We start from the raw sequence: 18896 nt of genomic DNA on the forward strand, positions 1-18896 counted from the left end.
GTCGCCGTCGGCGTCCTGCATGGTGTAGGTGAAGGTTTCGGTGAGGGTTTCGCCCTCGTCCAGGCCCTGTACGGCCGGCAGGCTGCTGTTAAGCGCATAGCTGTAGGTACCGTCGGCATTGAGAACCAGCTGACCGAAGGTGCCGGCGACGGTACCGACCGAAACGACGCGGATACCGCCATCGCTGCCCGGTTGGTCGTTGCTCAGCACATTGCCTGCGATGCTCGGTGTGTCCTCGCTGATCTGTGTCAGGTCATCGACAGCGAGGGGAATGCCATCCGCCGGCTCCGGCGTTTCCTCGAGCGGTGCTACTTCCAGATCGGGAAACTCCGGGATGCCGCCCAGGCCCCGGGTGGGGAAACCGATAGTGGGGTCGATAGCGCCACCGACTTCATTCAGCAGCACGAAGGAATTACCGCCGCCGGCGCCGCCCGCGCCGCCAGCTGCCGGACCGGCGGCCGTGGCCGGAGCGACCAGAGTCGGGTCTTCACCGGCCGCGATGGCGCGCTGCAGAGCCTCGACGTCAGCCAATTCGGTGGCCGACGTGATCGGCGGTGCCGCCTGGGTACCGCCCTCGGCAGCGACTAGCAGTTGCTCGTCGAGCAGCAGGTCGGATTCACGCCCCAGCATCAGCTCGCCAGCTCCGACCAGGTCGATATCCACCGCCCCGCCTGCGCTGGTTATCACCCGCTCGCCGGCATACAGGCGATCGCCTTCGATAAGCAACCGGCGTACGCCGTCCTCACCGACCGCGAAAGCCTCACCCACAACCTGCCTGACGGTACCGATCAACTTGGCCATGTTTTCCTCCGAATCGCCTCTGCGACGAACGCCATACTGCAATAGCGCAGTAGTGGCGTTCTGCTTTTAAATTGAACCAATCAATTAATAAATGCTATTTCTGAAACATCTTCGCAGATTAACGACTACCTCGATTTAAACGAATTCAATTAATACCGTAGCACCGGTTTTCATGCTTTCACGCTATCTCCAAAAGAAATCCCGACAATGACTCAGATCAATGCATGCCCCGTTTTACGGGGGCTAGGATGCATATCAAATTGCTATCAGAATTTTTTTTATAGGAAAATTTTTCATAACCAAACCTTCTTTCGCTCCGCATATACTGAAATCAGGAATGTGGAATTAATCACAAAACAAAACAACGATCGATAGTTACAAGTTATCGATCATCTGCTTCATTACTCAACAGGTAGGGCTCGAAAAATGCGTAGACTGACCCCCCTCTGGAGCGCGATGCTGATTGCTATGGCCTGTTCCGAGTCGCAGGCCATGAATCTCACGGAAGCCATTCAGAGCACGCTGACCAATCACCCCGAGCTACGCGCGGACATCAACAGCCGGCTGACGGCTGATGAACAGGCGAAGATGGCCAAGGGCGGCTACCTGCCGACCGTCGACATGCTGCTGGGCTACGGCCGGGAGAACACCGACAGCCCGAGCACACGCATCGGCGGCGATCACTCCGAAACACTCAACGCGCGTAACGCGGAGCTGCGTCTGCGCCAGATGCTGTTCGACGGTTTCAACACGCCGAATGAAGTCGATCGCACCGAGGCCGTCGTCAACGCGCGCGCCTATCAGGTGCTGGGAACCACGGAAAGCCTGGCGCTGCGCACCGTTCAGGTTTACCTGGATGTACTCAAGCGCCGCGAGATGGTGGCGCTGGCCGAGAACAACCTGAAAACGCACCTGCGAATCAACGATCAGATCGGCCTGCGCCGTCAGCGCGGCGTCGGCAGTAGCGCCGACTCCGACCAGTCCGAGGCCCGTCGCGCGCTGGCCGAGAACAACCTGTATACCGAACAGGTCAACCTCGCCGACGCCGAAGCCAACTTCATCAGCGTGGTCGGTCGCATGCCCGATGAGCTGGAAGCGCCTCCATCGCTGCGTGGCGAGATGCCGGGCAATGTGCTGGAAGCCAGGCAGCGGGTGGTCGAGAACAACCCCTACCTGAAATCCGCGCAGGCCGATGTCCAGGCCGCGGAGAAACAGTACGAGATCGCCAAGTCGCCGTTCTATCCGCGCTTCGATGTCGAGCTGGCGACGATGGCCAACGACAACATCAGCGGCGAGGAAGGCCACTACAACAAGTGGCGGGCCGCCGTGGTGATGAACTACAACCTGTTCAACGGCAATCGCGACAAGGCCCGTCTGCGTGCCACCTCGCACCAGATCAACCAGGCCATGGACATCCGCAACAACGCCCTGCGCCAGTTGAACGAGAACCTCTCGCTGGCGTGGAACGCGATGGAAAACGCCCGCCTGCAAACGCCCAAGGCACGCGAGTACGCCGACTACACCAGCAACGTCCGCCAGGCCTACCAGCAGCAATTCGGCCTCGGGCAGCGCACGCTGCTCGACCTGCTGGACAGCGAAAACGAGCTGTTCACCGCCAACCGTCGCTACACCGACGTGCGCTACACCGAGGAGTACTCGATGTACCGCGTGGTCGCCGCGATGGGTGATCTGCTGCGGATGAAGAACGTCGTGGCTCCAACCGAAGCCACCGCGCTCACGGAAGTGAGAAGCGAGGCGCAACTGCCTGATCTGCGCTGATCGTTCGACTGGAGTACGCAACTTGACCACGATGGAGCGGGTAGCACCTTCGGCCGATCCGCGGCTCAGTCATGACGATCCGTTGCTGGATGGCCTACTGATCCTGTGTCGGCAACACGGTTGCGTCGCCAGCCGCGCCAGCCTCAGCGCTGGTTTGCCGATGCCCGAGCAGCGCCTGTCGGCGGCCCTGCTACCCCGCGCCGCGGCGCGCGCGGGGTTGCAGGGGCGCGTGCTAAAGCGCGAACTGACGGCAATCAATCCACTTAACCTGCCGGTGCTGCTGCTACTGCGTGACGGCACCAGCGCCGTGCTCAGCAAGTGGGGCGACAACGGCAAGGCGCTGATCCTGCCGTGCGAGGCCGACGGCGGCGAGGAATGGGTCGACGTCGCCGCCCTGCAGGCCGAGTACGGCGGCTATGCGTTCTTCGCCCGCCCGCAACATGAACTCGAAGAGGCGCGCAGCCCGCTACTGCCGCGGGTGCACGCATGGTTTCGCGATACGCTCAAGCTGTCACGCTGGCTGTATGCCGATGCGATGCTGGCATCGCTGCTGATCAACGTGCTCGGCCTGATGGTGCCGCTGTTCGTCATGCAGACCTACGACCGGGTGGTGCCCAACCAGGCCACCGCCACGCTCTGGGTACTGGCGATCGGCCTGTTCATCGGCACTTCGTTCGAGCTGCTGCTGCGCGTGCTGCGCGCGCATCTGCTGGATACCGCCGGCAAGAAGACCGACATGGTGCTCTCGGCCACGCTGTTCGAGCGCATCACCGGCATGAACATGAGCGCCCGCCCGGCCACCGTCGGCGGCTTCGCGCAGAGCATTCATGACTTCCAGGGGCTGCGAGACTTCCTCACCGCGGTCACGCTGACGAGCCTGATCGACCTGCCCTTTGCCCTACTGATCATCCTGGTGATCGGCCTGATCGGCGGCTGGCTGGTGGTGATCCCGCTGCTCGCCTTCCCAATCACCGCGCTGTTCGCCTTCATCATCCAGACACGCCTGCGCGACACCGTGCGCCGCAGCCTGACGCTGGCGGCCGAACGTCAGGCGCTGCTGGTGGAAACCCTCGGCGGACTGGAAACCCTGAAAGCCTGCGGGGCCGAAAGCGAGCGCCAGCACCGCTGGGAAGCCACCCACGGCGCGCTCACCCGACTGGACAGCGATGCCCGCCTGCTGTCGGCGGTGGCCATCAACGGCACGCTGTTTCTGCAGCAGTTCGCCGGCATGGCGACCATCGTCGGCGGCGTGTACCTGATCATCGCCGGCCAGCTCAGCGTCGGTGCGCTGGTCGCCTGCTACATGCTCGGCAGCCGCGTGCTGTCGCCGCTCGGGCAGATCGCCAGCCTGATCACTCGTCTGCAGCAGGCGCGGCTGACCATGAAGAGCACCGATGCGCTGATGGCCCTGCCGCAGGAGCGCAGGGACAAGCAGCGGCCGCTGGAGCGCACCCGCCTCAAGGGCGCGCTGGATATCCAGCAGCTCAACTTCACCTATCCCGGCTTGGACACGCCGTCGCTGCGTGGCATCAACCTGCGCATCGCCCCCGGCGAGCGGGTCGCGATCATCGGCCGCAGCGGTTCGGGCAAGAGCACGCTGGCGCGTCTGATCATGGGTCTGCATACGCCCACCGAGGGGCAGATCCTGCTCGACGGACTGGACCTGCGGCAGATCGATGTCGCCGACCTGCGCAGCCAGATCGGCTATGTCTCCCACGACATGCCCCTGCTGGCCGGCAGCCTGCGCGACAACCTCACGCTCGGCGCGCATTACGTCAGCGACGAACGCATGCTCGAGGTTGCCCAACTGACCGGCGCGCACGAACTGGCGCGCCAGCATCCGCTGGGTTTCGACCGCCCGGTGGGCGAGCGCGGACAGCTGCTTTCCGGCGGCCAGCGGCAGATGGTGCTGATGGCACGCGCGCTGCTGCTCGATCCGCCGATTCTGCTGTTCGACGAGCCGACCAGCGCGCTGGACAACAGCACCGAAGATACCCTGCGCCAGCACCTGCAGGCCTGGGCGAACGGCAAGACGCTGCTGCTGATCACCCACCGCATGTCCATGCTGAGCCTGGTCGAGCGGCTGGTCGTGCTGGACCACGGCCGCGTGGTCGCCGATGGCCCCAAGGCGGCGGTGATCGAGGCGCTGCGCAAAGGCCATATCGGTCAGGCGTCGGTATGACGGTCTGTGCCATGCGGTATCTCCGTGCCCTGTCTGCGGGAGTTTTGGCATGAGATTCTTTCCCTGGGTCTATTTCCCCGGCGCCGCGCGAACGCGGCAGGACGCCGAGTTCATGCCGGCGCTACAGGGCGCCATCCTCGAGGATTCGCCGTGGATCAGCCGGCTGACGGTATGGCTGGTGGCATTGCTGATCGCCGCGGGGCTGACCTGGGCGCATTTCGCCGTGCTCGACGAAGTCACCACCGGCGAGGGCAAGGCCATTCCGTCGAGCAAGGTGCAGACGATCCAGAACCTCGAAGGCGGCATCGTCGCGGAAATCTTCGTGCGCGAGGGTCAGGTGGTGAACAAGGGCGACATGCTGCTGCGCCTGGACGACACCCGTTTCCTCTCCAATCAGGAGGAGTCCGAAGTCGAGCGCCTCGCCCTGCAGGCGCATGTCGAGCGGCTCACCGCGGAGGCCGAAGGCACGCCACTGGTGCTCTCGGAGGCGATCACCCGCGCTCAGCCACAGCTGGCCGAGGATCAGATGGCGCTCTATCAGTCGCGCCAGCAGCGCCTGCAGAGCGAGCAAAGCATCCTGCGCGAGCAACTGGCGCAGAAGCAGCAGGAAGTGGCGGAGTTTCGCTCCAAGCAGCAGCAGTTCCGCGCCAGCCTCGGGCTGATCCAGCAGGAACTGAACATGTCCAGCCCGCTGGTTGCGGCCGGTGCGGTATCGGAAGTGGAAATCCTGCGTCTGCGCCGCAGCATGGTGGACGTACGCGGCGCGCTGGATGCCACCACCCTCGCCCTGCCGCGCGCCGAGGCGGCCACCAAGGAAATCCAGAGCCGCATCGAGCAGTCCGAGCTGGCCTTCCGTGCCGAGGCCTTCAAGGAACTGAACGAGGCGCGCACGCACCTGCAGAAGATCACCGCCACCAGCGTGGCGATTCAGGACCGCGTCAGCCGCACCTCCGTCGTCTCGCCGGTGCATGGCGTCATCAAGCAGCTGAACGTAAATACCATCGGCGGCGTGGTGCAGCCGGGCAGCAACCTGCTGGAGATCGTCCCGCTGGAAGACAACCTGCTGATCGAAGCGCGCGTACGCCCGCAGGACATCGCCTTCCTGCATCCGGGCCAGCGCGCGATGGTGAAGTTCAGCGCCTATGACTACACCATCTACGGCGGCCTGAAGGCGAATCTGGAGCTGATCAGCGCCGACACCATCACCGACCGCGAAGGTCGCAGCTTCTACCTGATCCAGGTGCGCACCGAGAAGAACTTCCTGGGTTCGCCCGAACATCCACTGGTCATCATTCCCGGCATGGTCGCCACGGTGGACATCATCACCGGGCAGAAGAGCGTGCTCGACTACATGCTCAAGCCGGTGCTCAAGGCCCGTTACGAGGCGCTACGCGAGCGCTAACCGGTTGTTGAAAGGGCGAGGCAGCTTATGCACCAACAGCCTCACAAGGCTGTCAGCGCTCGTGGTTGCGGCGATAGACCTCCTCGCCCATCGCGGCAATCTGCCCTTCGATCAACGCGTCGAACGGCCGCAACAGCGCCTCGAAACGCGTGGTGCTCTCCAGCCCGTTCAGCGCAAAGGCCACTGCCTCGACGGTCGACAGCGCATCGGCCGCCGGCGCCTTGCGCAGGCGATAGCGCGACGGCTGTCCAGGCGGCAGCGCCACTCGCGGCAGGGCCGCCAGCCAGGGATTCACATGCAGCAGCTTGCGCGCCTTGCGCCAGGTGCCGTCCGGCACGACGAGGCGCACCGGCTCCGCGCGGCCGGCCAGGCTGCCCAGCTCAAGCGCATCCTCGCCGGGAAACAGCAGATAGGTGGGACGGCCATCGCCGCACGGCTCTTCGAAGTGTTCGCCGACGAGCAACTGCGCATTACGCAGACCGAGCGCCGCCAGCCGCGCGGTATTGAGCGCGTGCCCGGCCTCGCTCGAGTGCTGCAGGATCAGCACGTGCGTTCGGCTCTCGAGCGACGGAATCAGCGCACACAGGCACTGCATCTGGGGGCGCTGGCAGCGCGGGCAGCGGGGTCGGGACATGGCTTCACCTCGGCGGCGCAGTCTGCCATAGCGAGCCGATCGGCGCAGGCCGTCTATGCTTGCCGCGGGCCGTCACGAGGAAACACCATGATCACCGTCCATCATCTGGAGCATTCCCGCTCGCACCGCGTTCTGTGGCTACTGGAAGAGCTGGAACTGCTCTACGAAGTCGAACGCTACGCGCGCGACCCGAAGACCATGCTCGCTCCGCCGGAGCTGAAGGCCGTTCATCCGCTCGGCAAATCGCCGGTGGTGACGGACGGTGAGCTGACGCTCGCCGAATCGGCGGCGATCCTCGAATACCTGCTGGAGCGCTACGGCAATGGCCGCCTGATGCCACCCAGCGGCAGCGCCGAGCACCTGCGCTTTCGCTACTGGATGCACTATGCCGAAGGCTCGGCGATGCCACCGCTGCTGCTCAAGCTGGTTTTCGACCGGATCGCCGAGGGGCCGCTACCGTTCTTCGTGCGGCCGGTGGCGCGCGCCATCGCCAAAGGCGCGCAATCGGCCTTCATCGGGCCGCAGCTGAAAACGCATCTGGATCACATGGAAGCGGCGCTGGAACAGACGAAGTGGTTTGCCGGCGATGCGTTCAGCGCCGCCGACATTCAGATGAGTTTTCCGCTAGAGGCGGCGCAGGCCCGCGCCGGCCTGGACGCAAGCCGTCCACGTCTGATGGATTTTCTCCAGCGCATCCGCCAACGCCCGGCTTACCAGCGTGCCACCGAACGAGGCGGACCGGCGCAACCGCAACGGCAGGGCTGACGATTGCGCTATCGGCTTACCGGCGCCGTTGTGCGGCGGGGTCGCGTTCCGCGCGGATGGGGATGGGCTGCATGCGCGGCGGCTCGACCAGCCCGAGCGTAACAGCCAGCTTCCAGCACATTTCTCTGAGCCTTGCTTTCATGGTCGAACCCTCCTGCTTGATAACGGGCCACATCGGAGCCATGCCGGCTTCATCAACAGCGTAATCCAACTCGGGGCCAATTGCCCGCCTCGTAACGCAAGCGGTGCTCCTCGGCCACGCATGAGCCGCGCCTCCTGCTAGTTGCGACCGCCGCCCGTGCGCAGGCGTTCAAAGATCGCTCGCCGGCACGCGCCTCAGTAGCGCTCACCCTTGCGACGATACGGGAACACGTCGATCACCTTGCCGGCGCGAATGGCCTCCTGCAGCCCCTTCCAGTAATCGGCGTCGTACAGGTTGCCATGCAACCGCGCGAACAGCCGACGCAACGCCGGATCGGTGAAGAGAAAGCGCGGAAACTCCTCGGGAAACACGTCGTTGGGACCGACCGAGTACCAGGGCTCGGAGGCCATCTCGTCCTCCGGGTAGCGTGGTGGCGGGATGTGTCGGAAGTTCACCTCGGTGAGAAAGCAGATTTCGTCGTAGTCGTAGAACACCACGCGGCCGTGGCGGGTGACGCCGAAGTTCTTCAGCAGCATGTCGCCGGGAAAGATATTCGCCGCCGCCAGCTGCTTGATCGCCAGTCCGTAGTCCTCCAGTACCTCGATGCACTGCTGTTCGCTGGCGTTTTCCAGGTAGAGATTCAGCGGCGTCATGCGTCGTTCGGTCCAGCAGTGGCGCACCAGCACCGTGTCGTCCTGTACCTGCACGGTCGACGGCGCAACCTCCAGCAGTTCGGCCAGGCAATCGGGGTCGAACTTGGAAACGGGAAATCGGAAATCGGCAAACTCCTGGGTATCGGCCATGCGCCCTACCCGGTCGACGTTCTTCACCAAGCGGTACTTCTCGATCACGGTGGCGCGGTCGACGCTCTTGATCGGCGAGAAGCGGTCCTTGATGACCTTGAACACTGTGTTGAAGCCCGGCAGGGTAAACACGCTCATCACCATTCCGCGCACGCCGGGCGCCATGATGAATCGGTCGTCGGTGCCGGCCAGGTGGTTGATCAGCGCGCGGTAGAACTCCGACTTGCCCTGCTTGTAGAAGCCGATCGAGGTGTACAGCTCGGCGATGTGCTTGCCGGGCAGGATGCGTTTGAGGAAGCCGATGAACTCCAGCGGAATCGGCACCTCGACCATGAAGTACGAGCGCGTGAAGGAGAAGATGATCGACACTTCCGCCTCGTCGGTGATCAGCGCGTCGGCGACGATGCCTTTGCCCTCGCGGTGCAGCAGCGGGATTGCCAGCGGCCATTGCTCGTCACGCGTAAAGATGCGGCCGATCAGGTAGGCGCCCTTGTTGCGGTAGAGCACCGAAGCGAACAGCTCGATGGTTAGCTCGGGGTCCTTGCACACCCAGTCCGGCAGCGAATCGCAGAGCTGCCCCTGCAGCCGCGCCAGATCGCCCGCTCGGTCGGCATAGGGCACGGCGAAGGCGAAGTCGTCGAGTATCTGCTCCAGCGCGCCGGTCAGATCGCCCTTGGGCAAATACTTGCGCGTCTGCGCCAACCGCTGGCGGGCCTGAGCCGACGGGCGGGTGGTATGGATGAACATGGTGCCGTCGCTGATGCAATCGTGGCTGAACAGCCGACAGAAGATCGAGTTGTACCAGGTTTCGGACAGCTCATCGTCGAAGCGCGGATTGATTTGTTCGATGTAGGCGCTCTTGATCTGCGGCCAGTACTCGACCTGCAGCAGCGGCTCCTTGGGGAAACGCGCCAGCAGGCGGCGGTGGGTTTCGCTGACCTTCTGCTCGTAGAGCGCGATCCGTGCCGCCGAGGCCTGTTGCGCCTCCTGCCACTGCGCCTGCTCGAAGCGCGCCCGCGCGCCCTCGGTAATCAGGCGGAACTGCTCGCGGTAGTCATCGAAGCCCAGCAGTATCTGCCGGGCGATTTCGGTAGCCGGTTGCTGCTCCATGGGAGTCTCTGCGGCAAGGAAGGAATGGCGAGCTTAGCCAGTGCCCCCGCGCAAGGAAAGTCGGCCGACCGTCAGGCACTGGCTTTGAAAGTCGCTTCCGGCTTGCCGGCTGCGCGGGCACCGACAACACTTGCCGCTCCGCGACAGGAGCGCCACATGCGAGCCATCGACCTGTTCCGCCTCATCAGCCTGGCCGCCATCTGGGGTGCCAGCTTTCTATTCATGCGGGTGATCGCCCCGGTGCTCGGGACCTTTCCCACCGCCTTCTTCCGCGTTGTGCTGGCCACCCTCGGGCTGCTAGTGATCCTGCTGGCGTGGCGCACTCGCTGGGATTTTCGCGGCAAGCTCGGCCTGTGCCTATTGCTCGGCGTGATCAATTCCGGCGTTCCCTTCGCGTTGTACGCGCTCGCCGCCCAGCTGCTGCCGGCCGGCTATTCGGCGATCTTCAATGCGACGACGCCGCTGATGGGCGTGCTCATCGGCGCGCTGTTCTTCGCCGAGGAGCTGACGCTGGCCAAGGTCGTCGGGGTGCTCTGCGGATTGGCCGGCGTGATGGTGCTGACGCGCACCGGGCCGGTGTCATTCGATGCCGATCTTTTGATCGGCGCCCTCGCCTGCCTCGGCGCGACCGCCTGCTACGGGCTCGGTGGCTTTCTGACGCGGCGCTGGATCAACCATCACGGCGGCCTCGGTAGCGAGCTGGTGGCGTTCGGCAGTCAGGCCGGTGCCACGCTCTGCCTGCTTCCGCTGTTCGGTGTATCGCTCCTGCAGGCGCCGCCGGCAAGCTGGGGCGGCGGTTCCGTATGGCTGAGCCTGATCGGCCTCGGCGTGGTCTGCACGGCGTTTGCGTACATCCTGTACTTCCGCCTGCTCGCCGATATCGGCCCGGTCAAGACCCTGACCGTCACCTTCATCATTCCGCCGTTCGGTGTGTTCTGGGGCGCTTTGCTGCTCGGCGAGCCGCTGTCCTGGGCCTACGTCTATGGTGGCGCGCTGATAGCGCTGGCGTTGTGGCTGGTCTTGAAGCAGGCGCCGGCGCAACCGGTGCCCGCCACGGATGGACGGACATGAACGCCGCCGGGCGAGCCAGTGGACGCAGGCACATGCGTCCCAAGCCCGCCGTGGGATTTACTGCACCAGCTCCTGCTCGCTGAACAGGTCGGCGAACAGCATGGTCGACAGGTAGCGCTCGCCCGAGTCCGGCAGGATCACCACGATGTTCTTGCCCTGCATTTCCGGGCGCTCGGCCAGGCGCACGGCAGCCGCCATCGCCGCGCCGCAGGAGATGCCGCAGAGGATGCCTTCCTCGCGCATCAAACGCAGGGCCATGTTCTTGGCCTCTTCGTCATCCACCAGCTCGACGCGGTCGATCAGCGACAGGTCGAGGTTCTTCGGCACGAACCCGGCGCCGATGCCCTGGATCTTGTGCGGGCTCGGCTTGATCTCCTCCCCGGCCAAGGCCTGGGTGATCACCGGCGAGCTGGTCGGCTCGACCGCCACGCTGACGATCTGCTTGCCCTTGGTGTTCTTGATGTAGCGCGAAACGCCGGTGATGGTGCCGCCGGTGCCCACGCCAGCGACCAGCACATCGACGCCGCCATCGGTGTCGTTCCAGATTTCCGGACCGGTGGTGCGCTCATGAATGCCCGGGTTCGACGGGTTCTCGAACTGCTGCGGCAGGAAGTAGCGTTCGGGATCGGACGCGGCAATCTCGGTAGCCTTGTCGATCGCGCCCTTCATACCGAGCGCCGGCTCGGTCAGCACCAGCTCGGCGCCGAGCGCCTTGAGCACCTTGCGCCGCTCCAGGCTCATGGACGCCGGCATGGTCAGCATCAGCTTGTAGCCACGCGCAGCGGCGACGAAGGCCAGGCCGATGCCGGTGTTGCCGGAGGTCGGCTCGACGATGGTCATACCCGGTTTGAGACGGCCGGTCTCCTCGGCGTCCCAGATCATTCCGGCACCGATCCGGCACTTGACCGAATAGCCCGGGTTGCGGCCTTCGATCTTGGCCAGGATGCTCACGCCCTTGGGGCCTAGGCGGTTGATCATCACCAGCGGCGTGTTGCCGATGGAGCGTGCGTTGTCGGCGTAGATGCGGCTCATCAGTCTGTCCCTGCGCGAAAGAAAACCAAGGCCCGAAAGCCTATGCGCACTCCCGCGCGTCGTCCAGCCGAACTCGCCGCGCGGGCCGGCGGTCCATCTTGGACAGACCGCGCTACCGGATCGCCATGAAACGACGCTATTTGCCCCTGTGGCTACTGCTCGTCCTCGTTACGCTGCTGGTGCTGCTGCACCTGGCGCTGCCGCCGCTGGTGCGCCACTACCTCAACCAGAACCTGGCCGACATGGGCGAGTACCGCGGTCAGGTGGATGATGTCGACCTGGCCTGGTGGCGCGGTGCCTACCGCATCGAGGGGCTGCTGATCGAGAAGAAGGACAAGCGGGTGCAGGCGCCGCTGTTCACCGCGCCCGGCATCGATATCGCCATCAGTTGGCGCGCGCTGTGGCACGAGCATGCGGTGGTCGGCGAGGTGGAATTCGAGCGGCCGACGCTGAACTTCGTCGACGGTGGCGACAAAGGCGAGTCGCAGACCGGCGAAGGCGTCGACTGGCGCGACCAGCTGGACGCCCTGCTGCCGATCACGTTGAACGAAATCCGCGTGATCGAGGGCCAGCTGTCGTTTCGCAACTTCACCGCCGAACCGCCGGTGCACGTCTATGCCAGCGGCATCAACGCCACGCTGTACAACCTGACCAATACCACCGACGCGCAGGGCCGTCGGGTCGCGACGTTCGAAGGCACCGGCAAGCTGTTCAACCGCTCGCCCATAGAAGCCACGGCACGTTTCGACCCGTTCACCGAGTGGGAGGATTTCGAGCTGAACCTGCGCGCCACCGACATCGCGCTCAAACAGCTGAACGACTTCAGCCGCGCTTACGGCAAGTTCGATTTTGCCGGCGGCAGCGGCGATCTGGTCGTCGAGGTGCAAGCCACCGACGGTCGGCTGAACGGCTACATCAAGCCGCTGTTTCGCAATGTCGATGTGTTCGATCTCGAACAGGATGTGGAAAACGAAGACAAGAGCCTGCTGCGCGGACTCTGGGAAGCGGTGGTCGGCGGCGGCCAGGAAGCGCTGCAGAACCAGCGCGAGGACCAGTTCGCCACGCGCATCGAGCTGTCCGGCAGCACACGCAATGCCGACGTCAGCCCGTTCCAGGCGTTCATCGCCATCCTGCGCAACGCCTTCGTCGAAGCGTTCAACGCCCGCTTCGAGCGCTCCTCAAACGACGAACGCTGAATCTGGCCGAAATCCGCAGCAACGATCATTCAGTGACTGAATAATCCCCTCGCGTTCACAGGCGACGGCCCATCACTTATAGTCGGGCTCTTTCATTCCACACCAAGCGCCTGCGTGCCAGGCCGGCCCAAGGAATCCGCGATGAAATTCGAAGGTACCCAGTCGTACGTCGCCACCGACGACCTCAAGCTCGCCGTCAACGCCGCCATCACCCTGCAGCGTCCGCTGCTGGTCAAGGGCGAACCGGGCACCGGTAAGACCATGCTCGCCGAGCAGCTGGCCGAATCCTTCGGCGCCAAGCTCATCACCTGGCACATCAAGTCCACCACCAAGGCGCATCAGGGCCTCTACGAATACGATGCGGTGAGCCGCCTGCGTGACTCGCAGCTGGGCGTGGACAAGGTCCACGACGTGAAGAACTACATCAAGAAAGGCAAGCTGTGGGAGGCCTTCGAGAGCGAGGAACGGGTCATCCTGCTGATCGACGAGATCGACAAGGCCGACATCGAGTTCCCCAACGACCTGTTGCAGGAACTCGACAAGATGGAGTTCTACGTTTACGAGACCAACGAGACGATCAAAGCCACCCAGCGGCCGATCATCATCATTACCTCGAACAACGAGAAGGAGCTGCCCGACGCCTTCCTGCGTCGCTGCTTCTTCCACTACATCGCCTTTCCGGATCGCGAGACGCTGCAGCGGATCGTCGACGTGCACTACCCGAACATCAAGAAGGAGCTGGTCAGCGAGGCGCTGGACGTGTTCTTCGATGTACGCAAGGTGCCGGGGCTGAAGAAGAAACCCTCGACCTCCGAGCTGGTCGACTGGCTGAAGCTGCTGATGGCCGACAACATCGGCGAAGCTGTGCTGCGCGAGCGCGACCCGACGCGGGCCATTCCGCCGCTGGCCGGCGCGCTGGTCAAGAACGAGCAGGACGTGATGCTGCTCGAGCGTCTAGCCTTCATGAGCCGACGCGCCAACAGCCGCTGATCGACGCCGGTTTCCGGTGGAGCCGGCCGTGCACTCACTGGAGGAAGAAACCATGCAAACGCATACCGGTAGTTGCCTGTGTGGCGTCGTGCGCTATCGCATCGACGCCCCCATCGACGCACTGACCCACTGCCACTGCAAGATGTGCCGCAAGGCCCATGGCGCCGCCTTCGCCACCTACGCGAGCGTGCCGCTGGAGGCCTTCCACTTCATGTCCGGCAAGGATCAGCTGGGCGTCTACCACTCCTCCGAACACGTGACGCGTACCTTCTGCATCCGCTGCGGCTCCAACCTGTTGTTCGTCGACAACCGCGAGCACGAGGTCGGCGTCGCCGCTGGCACGCTCGACTCGCCGCTGCCGGTACCTGCGCAATCGCACATCTTCGTCGGCTCCAAGGCCGACTGGTACGAGATTCGCGACGGCCTGCCCCAGCACGACCGTGACGTTTAACCCCATCGCCATCGCGCGCCGCCAAGTGCGCGCCTGAGGTTCTGCCATGTTGCTTGGCCTGTTCAACGAAATGCGTGCCGCCAAGGTTCCCGTCTCGGTGCGTGAACTGCTCGACCTGATCGACGCCCTCAAACACCGCGTGGTGTTCGCCGACATGGACGAGTTCTACTTCCTCGCGCGCACCGTGATGGTCAAGGACGAGCGCCACTTCGACAAGTTCGACCGGGCCTTCGGCGCCTACTTCAACGGCCTGCAGAACCTCGACCAGCATCTGGAAGCGCTGATTCCCGAAGAATGGTTGCGCAAGGAATTCGAGCGCAGCCTGACCGACGAGGAGCGCGCGCAGATTCAGTCGCTCGGCGGACTGGACAAACTGATTGAGGAATTCAAGAAGCGCCTGGAGGAGCAGAAGGAAAAGCACTCCGGCGGCAACAAGTGGATCGGCACCGGCGGCACCAGCCCGTTCGGCTCGGGCGGCTACAACCCGGAAGGAATCCGCATCGGCGATGCCGGCAAGCGTCAGGGCAAGGCGGTCAAGGTCTGGGACCAGCGCGAGTACAAGAACCTCGACGACCAGGTCGAGCTGGGCACGCGCAACATCAAGATCGCCCTGCGCCGCCTGCGCAAGTTCGCCCGCCAGGGCGCGGCGGAAGAACTGGACATCGACGGCACCATCGACCACACCGCGCGCGACGCCGGCCTGCTCAACATTCAGATGCGTCCCGAACGACGCAACGCGGTCAAACTGCTGTTGCTGATGGATATCGGCGGCTCGATGGACGCGCACGTCAAGGTCTGCGAGGAGCTGTTCTCGGCCTGCCGCACCGAGTTCAAGAATCTGGAGTTCTTCTACTTCCACAACTTCATCTACGAGTCGGTGTGGAAGAACAACTTCCGCCGCACCTCGGAACGCACCTCCACGCTCGACCTGCTGCACAAGTACGGCCCGGACTACAAAGTAGTGTTCGTCGGCGACGCGGCGATGGCGCCCTACGAGGTCACCCAGCCGGGCGGCAGCGTCGAGCATTGGAACGAGGAAGCCGGCTACGTGTGGATGCAGCGCTTCATGGAGAAATACCGAAAGCTTATCTGGATCAACCCGTACCCGAAGGACACCTGGGGCTACACATCGTCCACCAGCATCATCCGCGAGCTGGTGGAAGACCGCATGTATCCGCTGACCCTCAGCGGGCTGGAAGACGGCATGCGCTTTCTCGCCAAATGAATCCGGGTGACGCCTGGCGGGTCGCGAAACGACGCGCCCGCTCAGCGATACAGCCGGTGGCAACGCCGACGCTGACGCAGCGGAAAGCTCAGAGCCAGCAAGACGCTTTCCACCAGCCAGGCCAGCAGCAGCGCACAGCCTAGGCCCCAGGCAATCGCCTCCGGCGCCAGCAGCACCTGGTAGCGGTAGCCGGCGAGGGTTTCCCGGCGCAGTTCGGCGTCAGCACCGAGCAGCACGTGCCAGCTGCGCACGAACCAGGGCTGCTGCATGACCTGCCATTCGCGATCCAGCAGGCGCATGCGCTGCACCAGCGCCTCCAGACTGCGCGCATCGCTCTGGATCACCGCATCGTCGCTGGCACGGTAGTGCTCGACCAGCGCATTCAGATCGCCGTCGAAGAAGCGTTGCGCGGTATCGCGAAAGCCCTGCAGGCCGCGCTGCGCCTCCTGCCGGTGCGCCTCGACGCGCTGCGCGTAGGCGTCGATGAAGCCCGGCACCTGCACGCCGACCAGCAGGCCGAAGGCGAACACCAACAGGCGCAGATAGCTCCTCAGCATGCGGCGTCCCGCCCCTGCGCGACGCACTCGCCACGCCGCCACAGGCTCCACTGCCCAGGTTCGTGGATGGTCCAGCATTCGTTATCGGTCAACGGCTCGGTGGCGAGCACGGTCACCACGTCGCGCGGCGTGGTCTCGGCCTGGAAGTCCACCGTCAGCTCGGCATCCTTCAGCTGCGCCGGGCCGAACGGCGCGCGCCGGGTGATCTGCGCCAGCTTGGTACTGCAGAAGCTGAACAGCCATTCGCCGTTACTCAGCAGGCAGTTGAACACGCCCTTGCTGCGGTAATGCCGGCAGGCCGCCAGCAGCGTCGGCAGCAACGCCTCGGCCTCGACGCGCTCGGGGAAGTCGGAGCGGATACGGTTGAGCAGATCGCAGAACGCCGCCTCGCTGTCCGTCTCGCCGACCGCCCGGTAGAAGCTGCCCGAGGGCTCGAAATCGCTCAGCTGACCGTTATGCGCGAAGCACCAGTATTGCCCCCACAGCTCGCGCGTGAACGGATGGGTGTTGGCCAGCGTGACCCTGCCGACATTGGCATGGCGGATGTGGCCGATCACCACCTCGCTCTTGATCAGATAGTGCTGGACCATCTTCGCCACTTCCGACTCGCAGCTGGCCACCGGGTCCTGGAACAGCCGCAGGCCGCGCCCTTCGTAGAAGGCGATGCCCCAGCCATCCTTGTGAGGGCCGGTCCGGCCGCCGCGCTGCATGAGTCCGGTAAAACTGAAGACGATATCGGTGGGGACATTGGCGCTCATGCCGAGCAATTCGCACATAGGTTGATTCCCCGTGAAAACGCGAAGGTATTACAGGCGCGGTTCGGTCCGCACCCGGCGACCCGGCTGCGAAAAATAGTCGTCATCCTCGTCGTCGGCCATGCGCTCGCGCAGGGTACGCGGATCATCATCGGCCGCGGCGGTCGTCTGCCTGGCGGCGCGCTTGCGCCGCTCCAGCGGCCAGCGGATGGCCACCAGCAGCAGGTACAGGGCGAACGCGATCAGGCCGTACAACGCCAGATCGGCAACCGCGCGCCAGGCGTTGTTACCGACCTTGAGCAACACGTCCATTGCGGTAATGGCCACGGCGGGGGCGAAGAGTTCCTTGGCAGGATCGACGATGGTCGGCGTCAGCAGCAGGATTGCCGCCAGCAGCCGCAACGGCTCGCGCAGCCAGCGCCACATCCAGCGCGTCGCGCGGAACCAGACCAGCAGACAGCCCAGCGCGGCCACGCCGTAGACGGCCCAGGCCAGGGAATAATCGGTGTATGGCATCGACATCGGAATTCTCTCGGTGAGCCGGCCGGACCGACCGGCTGGCGCGACGCAGCATGATAACAGCCCGGCGCGCCCTGAGCGGCGCAACGGGCACTGGCGAAGCCATCGGCAACGCCGTATAAACCCTTCAATACATCGGTTCAATGCCAACCCCGTCGGCCCATCGCACTGCCCAGGCCGACCCGCTCAGGAGGAGTCATCATGCCCTACCAGCACATTCTGGTCGCCGTCGACCTGACCGACGAGTGCCACGCGGTAGTCGCGCGAGCCCAGGCCCTGGCCACCACTACCGGCGCCACGCTGACACTCGTCCATATCATCGAGCCGATGGCGATGGCCTTCGGCGGCGACGTGCCGATGGACCTGTCGATGCTGCAACAGCAGCAGTTCGACCAAGCCCGCGAACGGATGGACGGCTTCGCCGATATCTACCCCAGCCTCACGCCGGAGCAGCGCCACCTGGCCTACGGTCAGCCGCGTCAGGAAGTACATCGGCTGGCCAAGGAACAGCAGTGCGACCTGATCGTCGTCGGCAGCCACGGCCGCCACGGGCTGGCGCTGCTGCTCGGCTCGACGGCCAACGACATTCTGCATGGCGCGCCATGCGATGTGCTCGCGGTACGCCTGAAGAAAGTCGACTGATCGAGTCGGCCTGAGCGGGCCAAGTCCCGCTCAGAGCGCTTCGGCCCCCTCGCCGGCGCTCATCACCAGCGGGCGGATTTTCTGCAGCTGGGTTTCCAGCGAGTAGGTCAGGCTGGAAGCCATCGAGAAGAAGCTGAGGAACGCCTTGAGGTTGCAGTCACCCTCGCAGGTATCGACGATCCGCTGCCAGAATGCCTGATTGACCAGCTGCAGCTGCTGGAACGAACGCACCAGCCCGCGCAGTTCCCAGTCGGCATGCCGCCCTTCACGCAGGTTGAAATACTGACGGGCCAGGTACAGCGACACCGCCCGCAGCACGAACTCGCGATTGCTGGCGAATGGCAGGTGCTGTTGGGCCATCGGCTTGAGCCGGCCGAGCACCGGACAGGCGCTGGTGGCCATGATCACCCCGAGCAGCGCCCGCAGGCCCTCTTCGAGACCGACCAGCTTGGTGTATTCGCGCTCCGGTGTGCGTACCCAGACCAGCGCCTTCTGGATCGCCGGCAGGCCCTGAAAGTCCTCGATGACCCGGTGCAGGTCGACCGCAGCCGGGCAATGGCTGAATTCGTTCTGACTCAGCGGACAATTGCTGCAACGCTGATGCTCCAGCCGTGTCCACTTCGGTGCCTGCGCGGCACCTTCCTTGTCGTAGGCGCGATCCAGTTCGATCCGGTAACTGAAGTCGTGCTCATCATCCAGGGTGATGCGGTATTCAATAGCCATCAATACTCCATCGTCATGACTGCCAACCGCAGCGAAGTTAACCAGCAGGCCTCCGTAAGGTATTGATCCACCTCAGGAAGCCCGCTGCGCGCCGCGAACATCTTCAAGCACGACCGG

Annotated in this window: 19 protein-coding genes; 10 read left to right on the forward strand and 9 right to left on the reverse strand. The window is 64.3% G+C overall.

Going from position 1 to position 18896, the window contains the following annotated elements; genetic code table 11:
- Positions 1-801: retention module-containing protein (locus NAV27_RS18375; RefSeq protein ID WP_256055316.1), on the reverse strand; the 801-nt coding region annotated here is incomplete at its 3' end.
- Positions 802-1227: 426 nt separating this feature from the next.
- On the opposite strand from NAV27_RS18375, the gene NAV27_RS18380 reads away from it, so the two are divergent.
- Genes NAV27_RS18380 through NAV27_RS18390 form a run of 3 tightly spaced genes read left to right on the forward strand, consistent with a single transcriptional unit; the run spans position 1228 to position 6164 of the window.
- Positions 1228-2580 (forward strand): TolC family outer membrane protein, encoded by a 1353-nt coding sequence (locus tag NAV27_RS18380; protein ID WP_102829375.1) that lies wholly within the window; start codon positions 1228-1230, stop codon positions 2578-2580.
- 31 nt (positions 2581-2611) lie between these two features.
- On the forward strand, positions 2612-4762 hold the full coding sequence (locus NAV27_RS18385; protein WP_102829374.1) for a type I secretion system permease/ATPase: 2151 nt from the start codon (positions 2612-2614) through the stop codon (positions 4760-4762).
- 49 nt (positions 4763-4811) lie between these two features.
- Entirely contained in the window at positions 4812-6164 is a 1353-nt protein-coding gene (locus NAV27_RS18390; RefSeq protein ID WP_102829373.1) for an HlyD family type I secretion periplasmic adaptor subunit, read from the forward strand.
- A gap of 52 nt (positions 6165-6216) precedes the next feature.
- Here the strand turns inward: NAV27_RS18390 and NAV27_RS18395 are convergent, their stop codons facing one another.
- Complete coding sequence (locus NAV27_RS18395; protein ID WP_102829372.1) at positions 6217-6798, reverse strand: tRNA-uridine aminocarboxypropyltransferase; 582 nt, start codon at positions 6796-6798, stop codon at positions 6217-6219.
- A gap of 87 nt (positions 6799-6885) precedes the next feature.
- Here NAV27_RS18395 and NAV27_RS18400 point away from each other — a divergent pair, with 87 nt between their 5' ends.
- Entirely contained in the window at positions 6886-7563 is a 678-nt protein-coding gene (locus NAV27_RS18400; RefSeq protein ID WP_102829371.1) for a glutathione S-transferase, read from the forward strand.
- A 16-nt stretch (positions 7564-7579) separates the two neighbouring features.
- On the opposite strand, the gene NAV27_RS19180 is transcribed toward NAV27_RS18400, so the two are convergent.
- Entirely contained in the window at positions 7580-7705 is a 126-nt protein-coding gene (locus NAV27_RS19180; RefSeq protein WP_284692194.1) for a PA1414 family protein, read from the reverse strand.
- 194 nt (positions 7706-7899) lie between these two features.
- Positions 7900-9618, reverse strand: coding sequence for a bifunctional isocitrate dehydrogenase kinase/phosphatase (gene aceK / locus NAV27_RS18405; RefSeq protein WP_102829370.1), 1719 nt, complete (start codon positions 9616-9618; stop codon positions 7900-7902).
- 156 nt (positions 9619-9774) lie between these two features.
- Here aceK and NAV27_RS18410 point away from each other — a divergent pair, with 156 nt between their 5' ends.
- On the forward strand, positions 9775-10689 hold the full coding sequence (locus NAV27_RS18410) for a DMT family transporter (RefSeq protein ID WP_054095189.1): 915 nt from the start codon (positions 9775-9777) through the stop codon (positions 10687-10689).
- A gap of 57 nt (positions 10690-10746) precedes the next feature.
- On the opposite strand, the gene cysK is transcribed toward NAV27_RS18410, so the two are convergent.
- The gene (cysK, locus tag NAV27_RS18415) at positions 10747-11721 is read right to left on the reverse strand and encodes a cysteine synthase A (RefSeq protein ID WP_008566970.1); all 975 of its coding nucleotides are present in this window, start codon (positions 11719-11721) and stop codon (positions 10747-10749) included.
- Between the two features lie 125 nt (positions 11722-11846).
- On the opposite strand from cysK, the gene NAV27_RS18420 reads away from it, so the two are divergent.
- From NAV27_RS18420 to NAV27_RS18435, 4 genes are all read left to right on the forward strand, one after another.
- The gene (locus NAV27_RS18420) at positions 11847-12917 is read left to right on the forward strand and encodes a DUF748 domain-containing protein (protein ID WP_102829369.1); all 1071 of its coding nucleotides are present in this window, start codon (positions 11847-11849) and stop codon (positions 12915-12917) included.
- A 141-nt stretch (positions 12918-13058) separates the two neighbouring features.
- Positions 13059-13907 carry an AAA family ATPase gene (locus tag NAV27_RS18425; RefSeq protein ID WP_102829368.1) on the forward strand — a complete coding sequence of 283 codons (849 nt, stop codon included), beginning with the start codon at positions 13059-13061 and terminating at the stop codon, positions 13905-13907.
- A 52-nt stretch (positions 13908-13959) separates the two neighbouring features.
- Positions 13960-14358, forward strand: coding sequence for a GFA family protein (locus NAV27_RS18430; RefSeq protein WP_102829367.1), 399 nt, complete (start codon positions 13960-13962; stop codon positions 14356-14358).
- A gap of 46 nt (positions 14359-14404) precedes the next feature.
- Positions 14405-15583 (forward strand): vWA domain-containing protein, encoded by a 1179-nt coding sequence (locus NAV27_RS18435; protein WP_008566963.1) that lies wholly within the window; start codon positions 14405-14407, stop codon positions 15581-15583.
- A gap of 41 nt (positions 15584-15624) precedes the next feature.
- Here NAV27_RS18435 and NAV27_RS18440 read toward each other — a convergent pair whose 3' ends face one another.
- From NAV27_RS18440 to NAV27_RS18450, 3 genes are read right to left on the reverse strand one after another with little or no spacing between them, the layout of a single operon-like run.
- Positions 15625-16140 (reverse strand): DUF2937 family protein, encoded by a 516-nt coding sequence (locus tag NAV27_RS18440; RefSeq protein ID WP_102829366.1) that lies wholly within the window; start codon positions 16138-16140, stop codon positions 15625-15627.
- A complete protein-coding gene (locus NAV27_RS18445) occupies positions 16134-16916 on the reverse strand; it encodes a class II glutamine amidotransferase (protein WP_008566961.1) in 783 nt (260 codons plus the stop codon). The genes NAV27_RS18440 and NAV27_RS18445 overlap by 7 nt, the downstream gene beginning before the upstream one ends.
- Before the next feature lie 30 nt (positions 16917-16946).
- Positions 16947-17417: a hypothetical protein gene (locus NAV27_RS18450; RefSeq protein WP_008566960.1), complete on the reverse strand. Its 471-nt coding sequence runs from the start codon at positions 17415-17417 to the stop codon at positions 16947-16949.
- Between the two features lie 198 nt (positions 17418-17615).
- Here NAV27_RS18450 and NAV27_RS18455 point away from each other — a divergent pair, with 198 nt between their 5' ends.
- Positions 17616-18056, forward strand: a complete 441-nt coding sequence (locus NAV27_RS18455; protein WP_008566959.1) for a universal stress protein — start codon at positions 17616-17618, stop codon at positions 18054-18056.
- Between the two features lie 30 nt (positions 18057-18086).
- Here the strand turns inward: NAV27_RS18455 and NAV27_RS18460 are convergent, their stop codons facing one another.
- Positions 18087-18779, reverse strand: a complete 693-nt coding sequence (locus tag NAV27_RS18460) for a DUF6901 family protein (RefSeq protein ID WP_102829365.1) — start codon at positions 18777-18779, stop codon at positions 18087-18089.
- Positions 18780-18896 lie beyond the last annotated feature (117 nt).

The sequence above is a fragment of the Stutzerimonas degradans genome (assembly GCF_024448505.1).
In the GTDB taxonomy this organism is placed as follows: Bacteria; Pseudomonadota; Gammaproteobacteria; order Pseudomonadales; family Pseudomonadaceae; genus Stutzerimonas; species Stutzerimonas degradans.

What these genes read in the sequence shown, in the direction of transcription:
- NAV27_RS18380 (WP_102829375.1), top strand. Translation starts at nt 1,228, where the DNA reads ATGCGTAGACTGACCCCCCTCTGGAGCGCGATGCTGATTGCTATGGCC.
- NAV27_RS18385 (WP_102829374.1), top strand. Translation starts at nt 2,612, where the DNA reads ATGGAGCGGGTAGCACCTTCGGCCGATCCGCGGCTCAGTCATGACGAT.
- NAV27_RS18390 (WP_102829373.1), top strand. Translation starts at nt 4,812, where the DNA reads ATGAGATTCTTTCCCTGGGTCTATTTCCCCGGCGCCGCGCGAACGCGG.
- NAV27_RS18395 (WP_102829372.1), bottom strand. Translation starts at nt 6,798, where the DNA reads ATGTCCCGACCCCGCTGCCCGCGCTGCCAGCGCCCCCAGATGCAGTGC.
- NAV27_RS18400 (WP_102829371.1), top strand. Translation starts at nt 6,886, where the DNA reads ATGATCACCGTCCATCATCTGGAGCATTCCCGCTCGCACCGCGTTCTG.
- NAV27_RS19180 (WP_284692194.1), bottom strand. Translation starts at nt 7,705, where the DNA reads ATGAAAGCAAGGCTCAGAGAAATGTGCTGGAAGCTGGCTGTTACGCTC.
- aceK (WP_102829370.1), bottom strand. Translation starts at nt 9,618, where the DNA reads ATGGAGCAGCAACCGGCTACCGAAATCGCCCGGCAGATACTGCTGGGC.
- NAV27_RS18410 (WP_054095189.1), top strand. Translation starts at nt 9,775, where the DNA reads ATGCGAGCCATCGACCTGTTCCGCCTCATCAGCCTGGCCGCCATCTGG.
- cysK (WP_008566970.1), bottom strand. Translation starts at nt 11,721, where the DNA reads ATGAGCCGCATCTACGCCGACAACGCACGCTCCATCGGCAACACGCCG.
- NAV27_RS18420 (WP_102829369.1), top strand. Translation starts at nt 11,847, where the DNA reads ATGAAACGACGCTATTTGCCCCTGTGGCTACTGCTCGTCCTCGTTACG.
- NAV27_RS18425 (WP_102829368.1), top strand. Translation starts at nt 13,059, where the DNA reads ATGAAATTCGAAGGTACCCAGTCGTACGTCGCCACCGACGACCTCAAG.
- NAV27_RS18430 (WP_102829367.1), top strand. Translation starts at nt 13,960, where the DNA reads ATGCAAACGCATACCGGTAGTTGCCTGTGTGGCGTCGTGCGCTATCGC.
- NAV27_RS18435 (WP_008566963.1), top strand. Translation starts at nt 14,405, where the DNA reads ATGTTGCTTGGCCTGTTCAACGAAATGCGTGCCGCCAAGGTTCCCGTC.
- NAV27_RS18440 (WP_102829366.1), bottom strand. Translation starts at nt 16,140, where the DNA reads ATGCTGAGGAGCTATCTGCGCCTGTTGGTGTTCGCCTTCGGCCTGCTG.
- NAV27_RS18445 (WP_008566961.1), bottom strand. Translation starts at nt 16,916, where the DNA reads ATGTGCGAATTGCTCGGCATGAGCGCCAATGTCCCCACCGATATCGTC.
- NAV27_RS18450 (WP_008566960.1), bottom strand. Translation starts at nt 17,417, where the DNA reads ATGTCGATGCCATACACCGATTATTCCCTGGCCTGGGCCGTCTACGGC.
- NAV27_RS18455 (WP_008566959.1), top strand. Translation starts at nt 17,616, where the DNA reads ATGCCCTACCAGCACATTCTGGTCGCCGTCGACCTGACCGACGAGTGC.
- NAV27_RS18460 (WP_102829365.1), bottom strand. Translation starts at nt 18,779, where the DNA reads ATGGCTATTGAATACCGCATCACCCTGGATGATGAGCACGACTTCAGT.